9 protein-coding genes are annotated in these 16,851 nt (G+C 46.1%); 5 read left to right on the top strand and 4 right to left on the bottom strand.

All coding sequences use genetic code 11. The features are described 5' to 3' along the window. The first annotated feature begins 5 nt into the window (after window positions 1–5). Window positions 6–2,069 carry a glycoside hydrolase family 2 protein gene (locus ACPYIV_RS02975; RefSeq protein WP_293732009.1) on the top strand — a complete coding sequence of 688 codons (2,064 nt, stop codon included), beginning with the start codon at window positions 6–8 and terminating at the stop codon, window positions 2,067–2,069. Window positions 2,070–2,185: 116 nt separating this feature from the next. On the opposite strand, the gene ACPYIV_RS02980 is transcribed toward ACPYIV_RS02975, so the two are convergent. After that, entirely contained in the window at window positions 2,186–4,507 is a 2,322-nt protein-coding gene (locus tag ACPYIV_RS02980) for a cation:proton antiporter (RefSeq protein WP_425885456.1), read from the bottom strand. 1,026 nt (window positions 4,508–5,533) lie between these two features. Between ACPYIV_RS02980 and ACPYIV_RS02985 the strand changes: the two genes are divergently transcribed. Then, on the top strand, window positions 5,534–7,543 hold the full coding sequence (locus tag ACPYIV_RS02985) for an alpha amylase C-terminal domain-containing protein (RefSeq protein WP_425885458.1): 2,010 nt from the start codon (window positions 5,534–5,536) through the stop codon (window positions 7,541–7,543). A gap of 83 nt (window positions 7,544–7,626) precedes the next feature. Then, window positions 7,627–8,601, top strand: coding sequence for a type I phosphomannose isomerase catalytic subunit (locus ACPYIV_RS02990; RefSeq protein ID WP_425885460.1), 975 nt, complete (start codon window positions 7,627–7,629; stop codon window positions 8,599–8,601). A 77-nt stretch (window positions 8,602–8,678) separates the two neighbouring features. On the opposite strand, the gene xyl3A is transcribed toward ACPYIV_RS02990, so the two are convergent. Next, the gene (gene xyl3A, locus ACPYIV_RS02995) at window positions 8,679–11,285 is read right to left on the bottom strand and encodes a xylan 1,4-beta-xylosidase (protein WP_293731986.1); all 2,607 of its coding nucleotides are present in this window, start codon (window positions 11,283–11,285) and stop codon (window positions 8,679–8,681) included. A gap of 205 nt (window positions 11,286–11,490) precedes the next feature. Here xyl3A and ACPYIV_RS03000 point away from each other — a divergent pair, with 205 nt between their 5' ends. Further along, window positions 11,491–12,369, top strand: a complete 879-nt coding sequence (locus ACPYIV_RS03000) for a DUF5032 domain-containing protein (RefSeq protein WP_301705026.1) — start codon at window positions 11,491–11,493, stop codon at window positions 12,367–12,369. Window positions 12,370–12,376: 7 nt separating this feature from the next. On the opposite strand, the gene trmD is transcribed toward ACPYIV_RS03000, so the two are convergent. Together trmD and ACPYIV_RS03010 are read right to left on the bottom strand one after the other, a co-directional pair. Continuing rightward, window positions 12,377–13,051, bottom strand: a complete 675-nt coding sequence (gene trmD / locus ACPYIV_RS03005; protein WP_293739760.1) for a tRNA (guanosine(37)-N1)-methyltransferase TrmD — start codon at window positions 13,049–13,051, stop codon at window positions 12,377–12,379. A gap of 147 nt (window positions 13,052–13,198) precedes the next feature. Further along, a complete protein-coding gene (locus ACPYIV_RS03010; protein ID WP_293739810.1) occupies window positions 13,199–14,011 on the bottom strand; it encodes a class I SAM-dependent methyltransferase in 813 nt (270 codons plus the stop codon). Between the two features lie 360 nt (window positions 14,012–14,371). Between ACPYIV_RS03010 and pheT the strand changes: the two genes are divergently transcribed. Next, complete coding sequence (pheT, locus tag ACPYIV_RS03015) at window positions 14,372–16,834, top strand: phenylalanine--tRNA ligase subunit beta (RefSeq protein WP_425885463.1); 2,463 nt, start codon at window positions 14,372–14,374, stop codon at window positions 16,832–16,834. Window positions 16,835–16,851 lie beyond the last annotated feature (17 nt).

Consider the following 16,851-nt stretch of genomic DNA (forward strand, 5'->3'; position numbering starts at 1 on the left):
TGGTGATGCAGGCTGAAGGCCGGATTGTCGAGTCGTTCAATAGCGGCTGGGTATTTAAAAAAGCGCCGGTGGGCAAGGAATTGGCTGTTAATGCGCCGAAATGGGAGAGTGGATGGCAGGAAGTCGAGATTCCCCACACATGGAATGCAAAAGACATGCAGGTGCAGTACGATAATTTCTATGAAGGGCCTGCCTACTATAAGAAACAATATTTCTTCCCTGCCGAAATGAAAGGGAAACGCGTGTTTCTCCGGTTCGAAGGTGTGGGAGCTGTTACGGAAGTGTATGTGAACGGTTCGCTTGCCACCACCCATAAAGGCGCCTATTCCGCCTTCTCCTGCGAGATAGGCACGCTGTTGAAACCGGGAGCGGATAATGAGATTATCGTGAAAGCCGACAACGCGTCGCGTCCGGATGTGATCCCGATCAACCATGTGCTTTTCGGCGTTTACGGCGGAATGTACCGTCCGGTTTGGCTGATTATGACGGAGCCCTATACTATCTGTGTGACCGATTGCGCCTCTTCCGGCGTCTACATCACCCAGAAGAATGTCTCCAAAAAGCAGGCGGATGTAAAAGTAAAGGTGAAGTTGGACAACGGGACCCTGCAACCGGCTTCGCTCACGTTGCAGAATACGATTTATAACCAGGAGGGGAAACAGGTCGCAACCCAGAGCCGCTCGTTCGATCTCACGGCACAAGGCGTACAGTCGTTCGAAGCTGATTTCAAGATCAAGAATCCTACATTGTGGCAGGGGCGCAAGAATCCTTATTTATATAAGGTGGTGAGCCGCCTGATCCGGGACGGAAAGGTGATCGACGAAGTGGTGCAACCATTGGGCCTGCGCAAATACGAGATCGTTGCCGGCGATGGTTTCTACCTGAATGGCGAGAAATATCCGATGTACGGCGTTACCCGCCATCAGGACTGGTGGGGGCTGGGGAGCGCGTTGAAGAATGAAAACCATGACTTCGACCTGGCGACTATTATGGATATAGGCGCGACGACCGTCCGCTTTGCCCATTACCAGCAGTCGGACTACCTGTATTCACGCTGCGACAGCTTGGGATTGATCATCTGGGCGGAGATACCTTTTGTGAACCGTGTCTCCGGGCAGGAGGCCGAGAACGCCCGTAACCAGCTCCGCGAACTGATCCGCCAGAGTTTCAACCACCCGTCCATTTATGTTTGGGGGTTACATAACGAAGTCTATCATCCGCACGAATATACAAAGGAACTGACACAGTCCCTGCATGACCTGGCAAAGACGGAAGATCCCGATCGCTATACCGTTTCCGTAAACGGTTACGGGCACATGGAGCATCCGGTCAACCTGAATGCCGACATCCAGGGCATGAACCGCTATTTCGGCTGGTATGAAAAGAAATTGCAGGATATCGAACCGTGGGTGGAAGGCCTGGAAAAGAACTATCCTGACCAGAAACTGATGTTGACGGAGTATGGGGCGGACGCTAACCTGGCCCACCAAACCGAATACTTAGACAATTCGCTGAACTGGACGAAGCCGTTCTATCCGGAAACTTTCCAGACGAAGACGCACGAATACCAGTGGAGCGTGATCGCGAAGCATCCGTATATCATCGCTTCTTATCTGTGGAACACGTTCGATTTCGCCACCCCGCTGGCAAACCGTGGCGACCTTCCCGCCCGTAATATGAAGGGCATGGTGACCTTCGACCGCAAGACGAAGAAAGATTCTTATTTCTGGTACAAGGCCAACTGGAGTGAAGATCCCGTCCTGTACCTGACGCAACGCCGTAATGTGGATCGTGAGAAGAAAGTAACTTCCATCACCGTCTATTCAAATATCGGCGAACCGAAAATTTTCCTGAACGGCAAAGAACTATCCGGCATCCATAAAGGTTATACTGATGTACATTATATTATAGATAATGTCACCCTGGCAGACGGAAAGAACGTCGTGAAGACTGTCGTTCTCAAAGACGGCAAGACGTATGAAGATGCCATCGAATGGATGTACACCGGCGAGAAAAAACGGGAAGCAGATTCCTTTTCCATCAAAGGGGTACATGCCGGATTCGAATAAAAAGACAACATACTAATTTAATATACCTGACCTTGGCTGTAAAAGTCACTAAAGCGAGTCTGATCCCATTTGGGGAAATCAGGCTGTTTTAGTGACTTTTTCCATCTCCACACCTTTTACACTCCCATGTTGCGGGTTCCAACATGATTCTTGCTCAAAATCAATGTCGACGGCATTCTTTGAAGGGCTTCTTTACGGTGTTCGGATACATCGTTCCAGGTGTCGTAGCTGATCAGCATGAAGTTGTAACCGTTGAACAAACCGGGTGTCAGGTCTTTCTCCGGCAACAGGTTTGCTTGCGGGACAGTGGCCGTAAATTCTTCGATCGCTTCGATGATCTTGTCGTATCCGGGTGTTGTCGTGCTTGCCTTGTTGACGATACCGACAGAACCGTGAGTCGTCTTCAGCAATGTCCTTGTATAGTCAAGCAGGAAGAGGTCTTCTTCGGAGCTGATGATGACCAATACATTGGAGGCCTTGACGAAATTGCGGTTGATGAACACGCCGACGGCGCAATTGCTGCGGGCGATAAACATCTTTGTCTTGTCTTTCAGCAACGCACCGGGATAAAACCAGGATTCGGGAGCTTTGAAGCGTTTGAAATAACGGTTGTAGAAAGAAGTACGGTAGCGGGTGGCCGCAATATCGTCCGGCGAGTCGCTCATGGAGATACCGGAACCGACCAGCAGGAAGTCGAATCCTTCGTTGTTGACGATGTCGCAAATATCCTGTCCGGCGTTGTTCGACACCTCGTAGCGCGTATGGATATGCATGCCTAACTTTTTGGCGCCATATAGAATCGGGCCGAAGCTAACCTCTTCAAAGTTATCCGTATGCAAGGGATTGACATCCGAACCGACAGTCAGGTGAAGCGCCGTCAGATCCAGTTTGTTTTTCCCGCGGGCAAACATCTGGTGGGCGACATCGAGCATGATCTGTCCGTTTCCGGCACGTCCGAATGAGAGCAGTACCTTAAATGCCCCGATGGTCGGTTCTGCATAGATCTGATGTTCTTTAATCTTGTCGCGAGTCTTGAAGCAAAATTTAATGAAAGAAACCAACGGAGTCGTCATAAAGGTCGTGACCAATGTCATCAGAACCAACATGACGAAAATGGAAGGCGGTAATATCTTCATCTCATAGCCGATCGTCAGCACGACCAGCTCCATCAAACCGCGCGTATTCATTAAGGCTCCGATATAAAGACTGTCTTTCCAGCTTTCACCGACAAAACGGGCGGAGAACATGGCGCCTCCGAATTTCCCGATAATTGCCACTATGATGAAGATTCCGCACATCACCCAAAGTTCCGGTGTGTTCAGCAAACCGATCTCCGTACGCAGTCCGGTCGAAACGAAGAAAAGCGGCAAGAATAGCGCCAATGACACATCCTCCACCTTCTCCGTCATGATCTTGCGGAATTTGATGTTCCCCGGCATGACTACACCCGCAATAAAGGCGCCGAAAAGAGCATGTAATCCTAATATCTCGGTAAAGTAGGAGGAGACGATCAGCAACAGGAACATCAGGGCGACCAGCGCTTTATCGATCACCTCTTTATTATGGTATATATGCCCGATCATCCGTAAAAAAGGACGTACGGCAAAAAACATAAAGAGGATATACAGGATGGAGAATAATATATTGTAAACGGCACTCAGCATACTGCCGGCCTGGGCGATGGCAATCACGACAGCCAGCAAACACCAGGCGGTAATATCTCCATTGGCGGCGCTTGCCAGTGAAATCGTGCCCAAATGTGTTTTAGTCAATCCTTTTTCCTGGATAATACGGGCCAGCACAGGAAAGGCCGTGATGCTCATGGCAATCCCGATAAACAGGGCGAAAGATATGAACGGCGTCCCTTTATGGGCGTATGATTCATAGACATAATAGGCTGTCAGCATGCCGAAGAAAAACGGGACGATCGTGCTGGTATGGCTGATCAGGATGGTCTCTTTCAGCTTCTTCCGGACTTCTCCGATATCCAGTTCCATACCGATGGCAAACATAAAAAGGATCAGGCCGAATTGACTTAATAGGGTAATATTGCCTAACGAATCAAGTGGAAAGAGAAATGCGGATACTCCCGGCAAGAGATGGCCGAGCACGGACGGTCCGAGTACGACACCGGCTACTATTTCACCGATAACCGTTGGTTGCCCGATCTTCTGGAACATCCAGCCGAACAGGCGGCAGACGATCAATATGGTAATGATTTGCAGAAGGAGTATTCCGATTGAAGATTGGATATGATGAGTGACCGAATCCCAGAACACAAAGAACCCTTCGCCCATATCCCGGGGGGCGTTTTGCATCGATTGGATAGCCGTGTCGACCTGCCGGCTTTCTCCTTCTTTGACTATGAAATACATGAGTGAGCCAAAGACCAGAATCATCATCAAATAGAAGGCTATGCTTTTTGTTCCCTTACTCATCTGCTATCTTTAAACGGTTTTTTGCAAAAATAAGAAAAGGAATTAATATAGCTCCCTGTGTAATGAGAAATTTTATTGGCGATTTTGTTTTTTTGCAGAATGTCAGATTTGCCTTCTTTAGGTTCGTCTGTATACGTCCATTCGTCGGGGTGGTTACAAATAGAACAAGGAAACAGGGGAAGCGATTGTCACTTTGTATACTGAATCACCTGAAAGTTTGTTTCTGTTGCTTGAAAAACGGAATGATGCATAAGAAATAAATAGGAATGTAAGTTTAAAGGATGGATTTCCGTCAAGATGTCAATCATAAAAGGTCTTCCCTGTAAGGCTTTTGAGGTGTTAAAATTGTATTCAAAGGCCTTTCGGTTGTCTTTTACGCATCCTTTTTTCTTTTATTCCGGTTCGTCTGGTAAAATCATCTCAATGATTTTCCAAATTCATCTGTATGGTTTCCCGAAAACATCTCAATGATTTTCCAAAACCATTGAGAACATTTGAAAAATCATTTAGATGATTTCCCGGAAAAGATGCAAAAACAAGTGGCTTTTAGGCTAAAAGGTATAACAATAGGAATATACGTGTCGATGAAAATGAGTAAAATGAAATAAATTGATAGCAAACAGCCTGTTTTTGTAGTAAAATGATTGATTGGTAAAGGTGCTTTTTCTTTGATACGGCTTTTTTCACCCCTTATTGTATTATGGTGAAAAAAGCTATTGGTCCAAATCGAAACTACTATCGCATCTAATTTGATTTTCTACCCCATATAATTCAAATTAGTAGCAAGGGTAATATTTTTTAACAAACAACAGGTTTTGGTATGGCGTTAAGAACCAATGATTTATTATAAATCTTTGTTTTAAGGAGGGATATTGTCAGATTTTTATGGGATTTTGGTGTGGTTGCCATAGGGAAATGAAGGCAAATGGAAAGTTTATATCTTTTGAAAATAGGAAAGTATCCGGACTTTTTGTATATATGTGAGTTTTTTCTTCTATCTTTGTGCGAAACCAATCTCAAAAAATCATGGAGTCGCTAAATCTAATAAAGAATGACCCTTGGCTGGCCCCCTATAAGGAGGCAATAGAAGGAAGGTACCAATACGTAGTAAACAAGGAGAAAAGCCTGACGGGTAACGGTAAACAGACGTTGTCGGAAATGGCCTCCGGATATCTTTACTTCGGGTTGCATAAGACAAAGAATGGATGGGTATTTCGTGAGTGGGCGCCCAATGCTACCGCTATATACCTGATCGGAACTTTCAACGGATGGGAGAAAGACGACCGGTATAAATTGCAACGGTTGGGTAATGGCATTTGGGAGATCACGCTTGCAGAAGATTTGCTGCATCATGAAGACCTCTTCAAACTTTTGGTCGAGTGGGAAGGAGGCAGCGGGGAACGTATTCCTGCATGGATACGGCGTGTCGTTCAGGATGAAAATACCAAAATTTTCAGCGCGCAAGTCTGGAATCCCGAGAAATCGTATGTGTTTAAACATAAGCGGTTCAAGCCTAATGTATCTCCTTTGCTGATTTATGAATGCCATATCGGTATGGCTTCGAATGAAGAGAAGGTCGGCAGTTACGACGAGTTCCGCCGTATCGTGTTGCCCCGTATTGCAAAGGAAGGGTATAATGCCATTCAGATCATGGCTATCCAGGAACATCCTTATTATGGCTCGTTCGGTTATCATGTCAGCAGCTTTTTTGCCGCATCTTCCCGTTTCGGTACGCCCGAAGAGTTAAAACAGTTGATAGACGATGCTCATAGTCTGGGGATCGCCGTGATTATGGATATCGTCCATAGCCACGCAGTTAAGAACGAAGTAGAAGGACTCGGACGTTTTGACGGGTCTTATACGCAATATTTTCTGGGTGGAACGCGTCGTGAGCATCCGGCATGGGATTCGCTATGTTTCGACTATGGAAAGAATGAAGTGCTTCATTTCCTTTTGTCGAACTGCAAGTTCTGGTTAGATGAATATAAATTCGATGGTTTCCGTTTCGACGGGGTAACCTCGATGCTTTACTATAGTCATGGACTGGGCGAAGCATTTTGCAATTATGGTGATTATTTTAACGGTCATCAGGATGGAGATGCTATTGCATACCTGACATTGGCTAATAAGCTTATCCACGAAGTTAATAAAAATGCGATTACGATTGCCGAAGAAGTAAGTGGAATGCCTGGATTGGCAGCTAAGTATGAAGATGGCGGTTATGGCTTCGACTATCGTATGGCAATGAATATCCCCGATTACTGGATCAAGACGATTAAGGAGAAAAAAGACGAAGACTGGCATCCCTCTTCCATCTGGTGGGAGACAACGAACCGCCGTGCCGATGAGAAGACAATCAGCTATGCTGAAAGTCATGACCAGGCTTTGGTGGGCGACAAGACAATCATCTTCCGCCTGATTGACGCTGATATGTATTGGCATATGCAGAAAGACGACCATAATTTTATGGTGGAACGTGGTGTGGCTTTGCATAAAATGATCCGTCTGGTTACGGCCTCCACCATCAACGGAGGCTATCTGAACTTTATGGGAAATGAATTCGGCCATCCGGAGTGGATCGACTTCCCGCGCGAAGGAAATGGCTGGTCGCATAAGTATGCACGCCGCCAATGGAATCTGGTCGATAATATGGATTTGAAATATCATTTCTTGGGCGATTTCGATCGCGAAATGCTGGAGATGATCCGTAGCGTGAAGAACTTCCAGTCCACTCCGATACAGAAAGTATGGGATAACGACGGCGATCAGATTTTGGCTTATATGCGGAAAAACCTGGTATTCGTATTCAATTTCAATCCGACAAAATCGTTTGCCGATTACGGCTTCCTGGTGCCGAGGGGCGAATATGAAGTGATGTTAAATACCGATGCCACCCGTTTCGGGGGTTTTGGACTTGCGGATGATTCCATTCGCCATTTCACACAATTTGACCCATTGTATAAAAAAGATAAAAAAGAATGGCTCAAATTATACATTCCGGCACGTAGCGCTGTTGTACTGAGGAAAGCGAAATAATTTATGATTTATGATTTATGCGTTGATCACTAATCATAAATCATAAATCATAAATCTGATAAATTATAAATCATAAATCAAATATGTTATATCCTATGACATTTAAGCCTATCCTCAAGAAGATTATCTGGGGAGGCTCTGATATCTGCCCGTTTAAGGGCATCACTCCGGTACAGGATGGTATCGGTGAAAGTTGGGAACTTTCACATGTGGAAGGTAATTATTCTGTTGTAGATAATGGTGCACTCGAAGGTAAAACGCTGGACGAACTGATCCGTACGTATGGCAAAGAACTGTTGGGGAAAAAGGTGGTTGAACAATTCGGCTCTACGTTTCCCTTACTGATCAAGTTTATCGATGCACGTGATGATTTGTCTATCCAGGTCCATCCGAACGACGAGTTGGCAAAGGAACGCCACAATTCTTTCGGAAAGACAGAGATGTGGTATGTGATCAATGCAGCAAAAGGTGCTGGCTTATATTCCGGTTTTTCAAAACAGATCGATGCGGATGAATATGTGAAACGTGTCGAGGACAATACGATCATGGATGTGCTACAGCGTTACGAGGTGAATCCGGGTGATGTGTTTTTCTTGCCTGCAGGCCGTGTGCATGCGATCGGTGCCGGTTGTTTCATTGCTGAAATCCAGCAGACGAGCAATATTACCTACCGTATCTATGATTACGACCGCAAAGGACCGGACGGTAAGGGCCGCGAATTGCATACCGAACTGGCAAAAGATGCGATCGATTATACCTTGTATCCGGATTACCGTACCCATTACAAAGCGCATACGAATGCGACTGTAGAGCTTGCAGATTGTAAGTATTTTACAACTAATTTGTTGGATATCGATACGATCATGGTGCGTGATTTCTCCGATCTGGATTCTTTCGTCGTTTATATCTGTATGGAGGGGAAAGCATCCATCCGTGATAATAAAGGCAATGAAATTTATGTACATCAGGGGCAGACGGTTTTGATCCCGGCTGATACGGATGTTGTAACGATTTCACCGGTTCCGGGTGCTAAGTTTATGGAAACGTATATCGGATAACAACCTATAGGGTTGTGGAATAGATAAAATGCCGCAGGTTTTCCGGATCATCCGGAGAGACCTGCGGCGTTTGTTTTTTATTCGATTGTCACCTCTAATTTTTGCAAGGTCTTGTCGTCGGATGAACCGCCGTAAAGTATCTGGTATTTTCCGGAGCGGACTTCCATCGTTTGCGTGTTGTCGTTGAAAGAGTGGAAGGCTTCGGGAGTCAGTTCGATGTTGACTTCCTGGCTATCGCCGGCTTTTACGTGGACACGCACGAATGCTTTCAGCGCCTTGACCGGCCCTTCCGGATCATTCGGGTTCTTGATGTAGACTTGTGCGACTTCATCACCATCCATTTTGCCGGTGTTGGCAATGTCGAATGTCAGCGTGACAGACTGGTCTTTGGCAATCCTGCCGGAAGACAGCTTTGCATTCTGATAAGCAAAGTTCGTGTAGCTCAGACCGTATCCGAACGGGTAAAGTGGTGTTTCGGTCATATAACGATACGTGCGGCCTTTCATGCTATAATCTTCGAAACCCGGCAACTGGTCGATCGATTTATAGAATGTGATCGGCAGACGTCCTGACGGGTTGTAGTCGCCGAACAGAATGTCGGCAACTGCTGTTCCGGCTTCCTGTCCGCCATACCACGCATTCAGAATCGCATCGATATTGGCGTCTTCCCAATTCAGAGCCAGGGCGCTTCCCGTACAAAGTACGTAAACGACCGGTTTACCCGTCGCTTTCAGCGCTTTTACCATTTCTTGCTGTACTTTCGGTATTTCGATATTGGTGCGGTCGCCTTTCTTGAAACCTTCCACGTTGACCGGCATCTCTTCACCTTCCAGGCGGGGAGAAATGCCTCCGACATAGACAATCACATCCGCATCTTTAACTTTGGTAGCCGTGGCGGCAAAATCGACCGGGCGCCGTGTGCCGATCTGGAAATTGAGGTCGGCGCTGCCTGTACGTTGCATATACTCGATCTTGACGGGATATTTCTTTCCCTTTTCCGCATTCAGTATATACGTCTTTTCCGCCCCGTATTCGTTTTCCCATACTTCGGCTACTTTTTCATCTCCGACAAAGAGGCGGAAAGCGTCATTCCCTGATATCTTGATCTCGACCTGTTCCGTTTCGGGTGCTTCAAACTCGCCGGTGAAACGTGCTGTGAAGTTCGTCAGGTTTACATTCGGTGCAAACTGCGTATTTCCGCCTGTCGTATAATGCAACTGGTTTGCTAAACCTTTGTAAGCAGCTTCGCCCTTAAATTCCGTATTGTTGAAGAACTCCGAAGCAAATCCTTGTCCGGCAGTGGAAGTGATGTTGTTGCCCAGGTCCTGGATTACGAAGTCGGCGGCATGATTACATCCCAGTTCGTAGATTATTTCTGCATCGGGTACTTTGTTGCGGATACCTTCCAGTATCGTTACGGTATGCGTCGGGAAGCCGTTATAGTTCGCCCAAAGCATGGTCGAGTCGGCTGCATTCGGACCGACAACCGCAATTTTCCGGATCGTTTTGCTCAACGGCAGCGTGTTGTTCTTGTTTTTCAGCAACACCATGCTCTTATGTGCCATTTCGAGTGCTTGTGCCACATGTTCGGGGCTTTCCACCACACTGTAGGGGATTTGTGCATAAGGAACCCGTTCGTCCGGATCGAACATACCCAGTTCGAAACGTCCTTTCAGCAGGCGGCGGAGTGAAACATCCAGATCCTGTTCGGATATCTTCCCGTCTTTCAGGGCTTTGACTAAAGCCCGGTAGCTATTGCCGCATTCCAGGTCCGTTCCGTTCAGGACGGCATCGGCAGATGCGCTTTCCGCATCGGGATGTGTCTCGTGGCGGGGCGTACGTTCGTCCCGTTGCCAGAAGTCGTTGATCGCGCCGCAGTCGGAAAGGATGATGTCTTCATATCCCCAGCTGTTGCGAAGGATGTCGATGAGCAGTTTGTCGCTGCTGCAACAGGGCTTGCCTTGATAGCGGTTGTAGGCACACATGACTTCCTGTACATTTCCTTCTTTCACCAATGCCTCGAATGCAGGCAAGTAGGTCTGCCATAAATCACGGGGCGTCACCGTGACGTCAAACTCGTGACGGTTCCATTCAGGCCCGCTATGGACTGCATAATGCTTGGCGCAAGCATGTGTCTTGAAGTATTTCGGATCGTCTCCCTGCAAACCTTTCACTACGGCAATGCCCATCCGTTCAGTCAGGTATGGATCTTCTCCATAGGTTTCCATGCCACGGCCCCAGCGGGGATCACGGAAGATGTTGATATTCGGAGTCCAGAAGGTTAAGCCTTTATAGCGATCGTACTCTTTATCTCTCTGATACTGATGGTATTTGGCACGGGCTTCATCACTCACCATTGTGAATGTCTCGTGCAGGGCGTCGTCATCGAAAGTTGCCGCCATCGCGATCGCCTGTGGAAAAACAGTTGCTTTTCCGGCACGTGCGACGCCATGCAAGGCTTCGTTCCACCAATCATATTCGGGAATGCCGAGGCGTTCGATTGCCGGAGTCGTGTTCATCATTTGTCCGACTTTCTCTTCGGCAGTCAGACGCTTCAAGAGGTCGTCTATACGTTCGTCGATAGGGAGATCGGGGTTGCGAAACGGAAAATCTTCTTGTCTTTGACTACAAGAAACAGACAGCCATAATGTAAGTGCTGCCACCGTCAGATGTTTCATTCTCATGTTATTAAATTTTAGATATTGTATACTTTACGTTTTATCTTATTGTAAGATGTTTGTTATTAGCTATTTATTGTGATAAATTATGTTGCAAAACTAATGGTTTACTTGCATTTCTTCAAGTAGAATTACTTAAAATAGGTTACTTCGTCCGTTATTTTAGCAAATGTCCTATTTTTGTAAGATCGAATAATAAAAAGAAAGAGAGATGAAGAAATTTTTAAGTATGCTTTTGATAGCGGTAGGACTTGTGTCTTGTGGAGATGATGATAAGCCGTATGTTCCCGAGTTGAATAAGCTAACGAACGTCACCTGTACAAAAAACGGAAATACTTTCTTTAATGCGGATATTACGTACGATCAGGACAAACAAATCAACCGGATTGTGCTGAATATGGGTGGAAACCAATATACCGATAATTATATAATAGTAGACAAGACGATTTCCGTGAGCGGTGTGAAGATGGATAACGGCTCTTTGACAAATCCCTTTGTTCATACGGTTTATAAGTTGAGCGGGAATATAATTGCCACAAAGGAGGAAAAGTCTGAAAATAAGTATATGAGTAACGCTGTATATACGGCAACGGAAAGTAGTTATACTTACAACTCCAACTGGTTGAAATCGGTTTCGCAGATTATCCGGTGGCCGAACGAGAACGGTTCGGGATATCAGACAAGAGAATTGGGTGAGGTGGACCGTTATTCATGGGAAAATGGAAACATAGTACATTACGCTTACTTGCCTCAGAAAGAGATCACGTACGAGTACGACTCGCAACTGCGTCCGGATAACTTCCCTTTCCGGGTTGTAAACTCATTCCAGCCGGTCGGCTTCGACATGATTTCCCCAATCAACCTGATGTATGGGAAGATGAATCTGAATCTGCCGACCCGCGCTTATTGGTATTATGTCTCCGAAGCAACGGATATCTGTGCCGAATACACATTCCGCTATACATTGACCGGCGATTATATCACAGGCATGACGGTTGAAGAAAAGATCAACCCTGTGAATGGCGCTACTGCGGAAAATAACACGTATGAATATACGTTTATCTATAATTTCGTGGTAGAGCAGAAGTAAAAACGATCTACTTCAATAAATCGGGGCGTAGCCGGGCAGTCCGTTCCTGAGCCTGCCCGAGGCGCCATTCTTCAATCTTGCGTTGATGTCCGGACAAAAGGACTTCGGGCACTTTCCAACCGTTATAATCGGCCGGCCGTGTATAGACCGGAGGGGCCAGCAAGTCATCCTGGAACGAGTCGGAGAGGGCGCTTTGTTCGTCGCCGATCGCTCCGGGAATAAGGCGTACGACCGCATCCGTAATGATGGCGGCAGCCAGTTCACCTCCTGTCAGGACATAATCGCCGACGGATATTTCCTTTGTTATCAGATGTTCGCGGATGCGGTAGTCAATTCCTTTATAATGCCCGCAAAGGATAATCAGATTGTCCAGCATCGACATACTGTTTGCCATCGGCTGGTTGAAAGTTTCCCCATCCGGCGATGTGTAAATTACTTCATCATACTCCCTTTCGCTTTTCAAAGCCGAGATGGCCCGGTCGATGGGTTCGATCTGCATCACCATGCCGGCTTCGCCCCCGAAAGGATAATCGTCTACACGCCGCCATTTGTTGGTTGTGTAATCCCGCAGATTATGTAAATGTATTTCTGCCAAACCTTTGTCTTGTGCCCGTTTCACAATGGAGCAGTTTACCATTCCCTCGATCATCTCAGGAAGTACGGTCAGTATATCTATGCGCATAAAATTATATTTCAGATTTGTGGTGCAAAGGTAGGAGATTTATAGTAGTCCGCAAAATATAAAGTGCGGGCATTCTTTGAATTGAATACCCGCACTGTTTGAATAGAGGTTAATTTCAACTATTTCTACAGGTGAATCGGAAATAAATCACTGCTTGGTCTTTTTTGCGATGAAGAATGTATAACCGTAGAATTCTTTATACTTGCGATATAGGACTTCTTCAGAAGATTGAAGTGCGCTGAATTCTTCGGCAGTTTTATTCCCGGCATATTTACTAAGAAAGATCTTTTGGGCTGCAATCTTTGGAGCAAAGTAATGCTCTGTCCAGCAATTTTCAGGCAGAATGAATGTGGCAACCGGCAAATATCCTGCTTTGTATATCTTGGCAACCTGATTGGGAATCGTATCTATTTCAGGATATGCATCTACCCAGAAATCGTTGATTTCCTTAGGACGTTCGTCTGTAAACCACGAACTTTCGGAAACGGCGATATATCCACCTGTTTTCAAATACTTACGCCATTCTTTCAGTCCACGTTCAAAGCCGATATTATAAATAGCACCTTCCGACCAGATCAGATCAAACTCTTCCTTCTGAAAAGGAAGGTTATCCATTGAGCCGACGATACCTTTAACCCTGTCTTGCAACCCAAGCTGTTTCGCATTGCGGTTGAAGATATCAATAAAGCCGGGGAAGAGGTCGAGGCCGGTAATCTGTCCTAATGTATGCTTTGCTAATACCATTGTTTGACCGCCTGTCCCGCAGCCGATGTCGGCGATAAGGGATTTGTCGGTTAGATTATCTATAAAGCTCAATGCTTTCAGCGTCACTTCAGGACTTCCGGGACCTTGCCGTTCCATATTGGAAAAGAAGTCGCAGATTAAATTCAGTTCGAAATCGTGAATAGTTTTATTTTCGTTACTCATTGTCTTAATGTATTTTGTGTACACGGAAAGCATAACAATGCCTTCATCATTGTACATCGATTAAACTTGAATTATAATAATAGAAAATCACCCTCGAAAAGGTATTATCCGAGAGCTAACGAGAGGACAATCTGTATCGGAAGAAACAGATTGTTTACAAAACCAAATCCGATTTAAATGTCTTTGTCATGTCGCAAAGATACAAAAGTTATTGAATATAATTTCGCCGGCATGGAATTTTTCTTTCATGCCCATGGAATTTTAGTTTCACGGGCATGGAACTTTATTTTCATTTTGCTATTGCCCCATATTTTAAATAATTATTTGTATTTTTGCCCGTCAATTTGGCGTGGGCCGGATGGCCCGTCTCTTTACTGAATAAATTTTAAAGCGATGAATATATCTTACAATTGGCTGAAAGATTATCTTGATTTTGATTTACAGCCTGATGAAGTAGCAGCAGCACTTACCTCTATCGGTTTGGAAACCGGCGGAGTAGAAGAAGTTCAAACTATTAAAGGCGGATTGGAAGGGCTTGTCATCGGTGAAGTTCTTACTTGCGAAGAACACCCGAACTCCGACCACCTTCATATTACAACCGTGAATGTAGGCGGCGCAGAACCCCTGCAGATTGTTTGCGGCGCACCGAATGTGGCTGCCGGGCAGAAAGTGGTTGTTGCTGTAAACGGTACTAAATTGTATGATGGCGACGAATGTTTTACGATCAAGCGCTCCAAAATCCGTGGCGTTGAATCGAACGGTATGATCTGCGCTGAAGACGAAATCGGTATCGGAACGGATCATGCAGGTATCATCGTGCTGCCGGCTGATGCGGTAGTCGGTACCCCGGCCAAAGAATATTATAATGTAAAGAGCGACTACGTGCTGGAAGTCGATATCACGCCGAACCGCGTGGATGCCACTTCCCATTTCGGCGTAGCCCGCGACTTGGCTGCTTACCTGAAACAGAACGGTAAGCCTGCCAACCTGAAACGTCCGAGCGTGGACGCTTTCAAGATCGATGATGAAACTCCGGCTATCGAAGTAGTCGTTGAAAATACGGAAGCATGCCTGCGCTATTCAGGAATTACGATCAAAGGCGTAACCGTAAAGGAAAGTCCTGAATGGTTGCAGAATCGTTTGAAGGTGATCGGCTTGCGTCCTATTAACAATGTAGTGGATATCACAAACTATATCCTGCATGGCGTAGGACAACCTTTGCACTCTTTTGATGCCGATAAGATCAAAGGTGATAAAGTCGTGGTACGCTCAGCAACAGAAGGTTCTAAATTCGTGACACTCGATGGCGTCGAACGTACGTTGACTAATCGCGACCTGATGATCTGCAATGTAGAAGAGCCGATGTGTATCGCCGGCGTATTCGGCGGACTCGATTCCGGCGTGACGGAACAGACGAAGAATGTCTTTTTGGAATCTGCAACTTTCCATCCGACCTGGATTCGTAAGACAGCCCGTCGTTTCGGTCTGAACACGGATGCTTCTTTCCGCTATGAACGCGGTCTGGATCCGAATCAGACGGTCGAAGTAATGAAGCGTGCCGCCTTGTTGATTCAGGAAGTGGCAGGCGGAACGATTACGGGCGCTATCCAGGATATCTATCCGGCTCCTGCTGCTCCCTATCGCGTGGAACTGACTTACGGGAAGGTCAATACGTTGATCGGTAAGGTGATTCCGGTTGAAACCGTTAAGAGTATCCTGGAAAGCTTGGAAATGAAGATCGTTTCTGAAACGGCTGAAGGTTTGGTGATCGATGTGCCCGTATATCGTATAGATGTGCAACGCGATGTCGACGTGATCGAAGATATCCTCCGTATTTACGGATATAATAATGTGGAGTTCAGCGACAACGTGAAGTCAAATCTGAGCTATCAGACTTCGACCGACCGCAGTTATAAATTGCAGAACCTGATTTCCGAACAGCTTTGCGGCTGTGGTTTCAATGAGATTCTGAATAACTCGTTGACCCGCTCGGCTTACTATGATAATCTCTCCACTTATCCGGTTTCCCACTGTGTGATGCTGATGAATCCGTTGAGTGCCGATCTGAATTGTATGCGCCAGACGTTATTGTTCGGTGGTTTGGAAAGTGTTGAACATAATGCGAAACGTAAGAACGGTAATATCCGTTTCTTCGAATTCGGTAACTGCTACGATTACAATGTCGATCATAAGAAAGAAGGTGAAACGCTGGCCGAATTTTCGGAAGATTACCGTCTGGGCTTGTGGGTGAGCGGTAGCCGTGTGGATAACAGTTGGGCGCATCCGGATGAAAAATCTTCCGTATACGAGTTGAAAGCGTATGTGGAAAATATTCTGGTCCGTCTCGGTGTAAACCTGCAGAAGGTTATCTTCGGTAATCTGGCTAATGATATTTATTCGGCAGGTCTGAGCATTACGACTTCATCCGGCCGCCAGTTGGGTACGATGGGTATTGTCAGTCCGAAGCTCTGTAAGGATATGGATATCGACACGGATGTCTACTATGCTGAACTTTCCTGGACGTTGTTGATGAAGGAAGTCAAGAAGAGCAAGGTTACTTTCTCTGAAATCTCCAAGTTCCCGGCTGTAAAACGCGACCTCGCCTTGTTGCTGGATAAGACGGTTCAATTTGCGGAAATTGAAAAGATCGCAACGGATAGCGAACGTAAACTGTTGAAAGATGTTGCTTTGTTCGATGTATACGAAGGAAAGAATCTGCCGGCAGGAAAGAAGTCATACGCTGTCAGCTTCTATTTGCAGGATGAAGGAAAGACTTTGAATGATAAGCAGATCGATGCTATCATGAAAAAGATCCAGACAAACCTGGAACAGAAGTTAGGCGCACAATTGAGATAAATTGAAAATTAAGAATT

This window comes from Parabacteroides vesiculifaciens, from assembly GCF_049860805.1.
Lineage (GTDB): Bacteria > Bacteroidota > Bacteroidia > Bacteroidales > Tannerellaceae > Parabacteroides.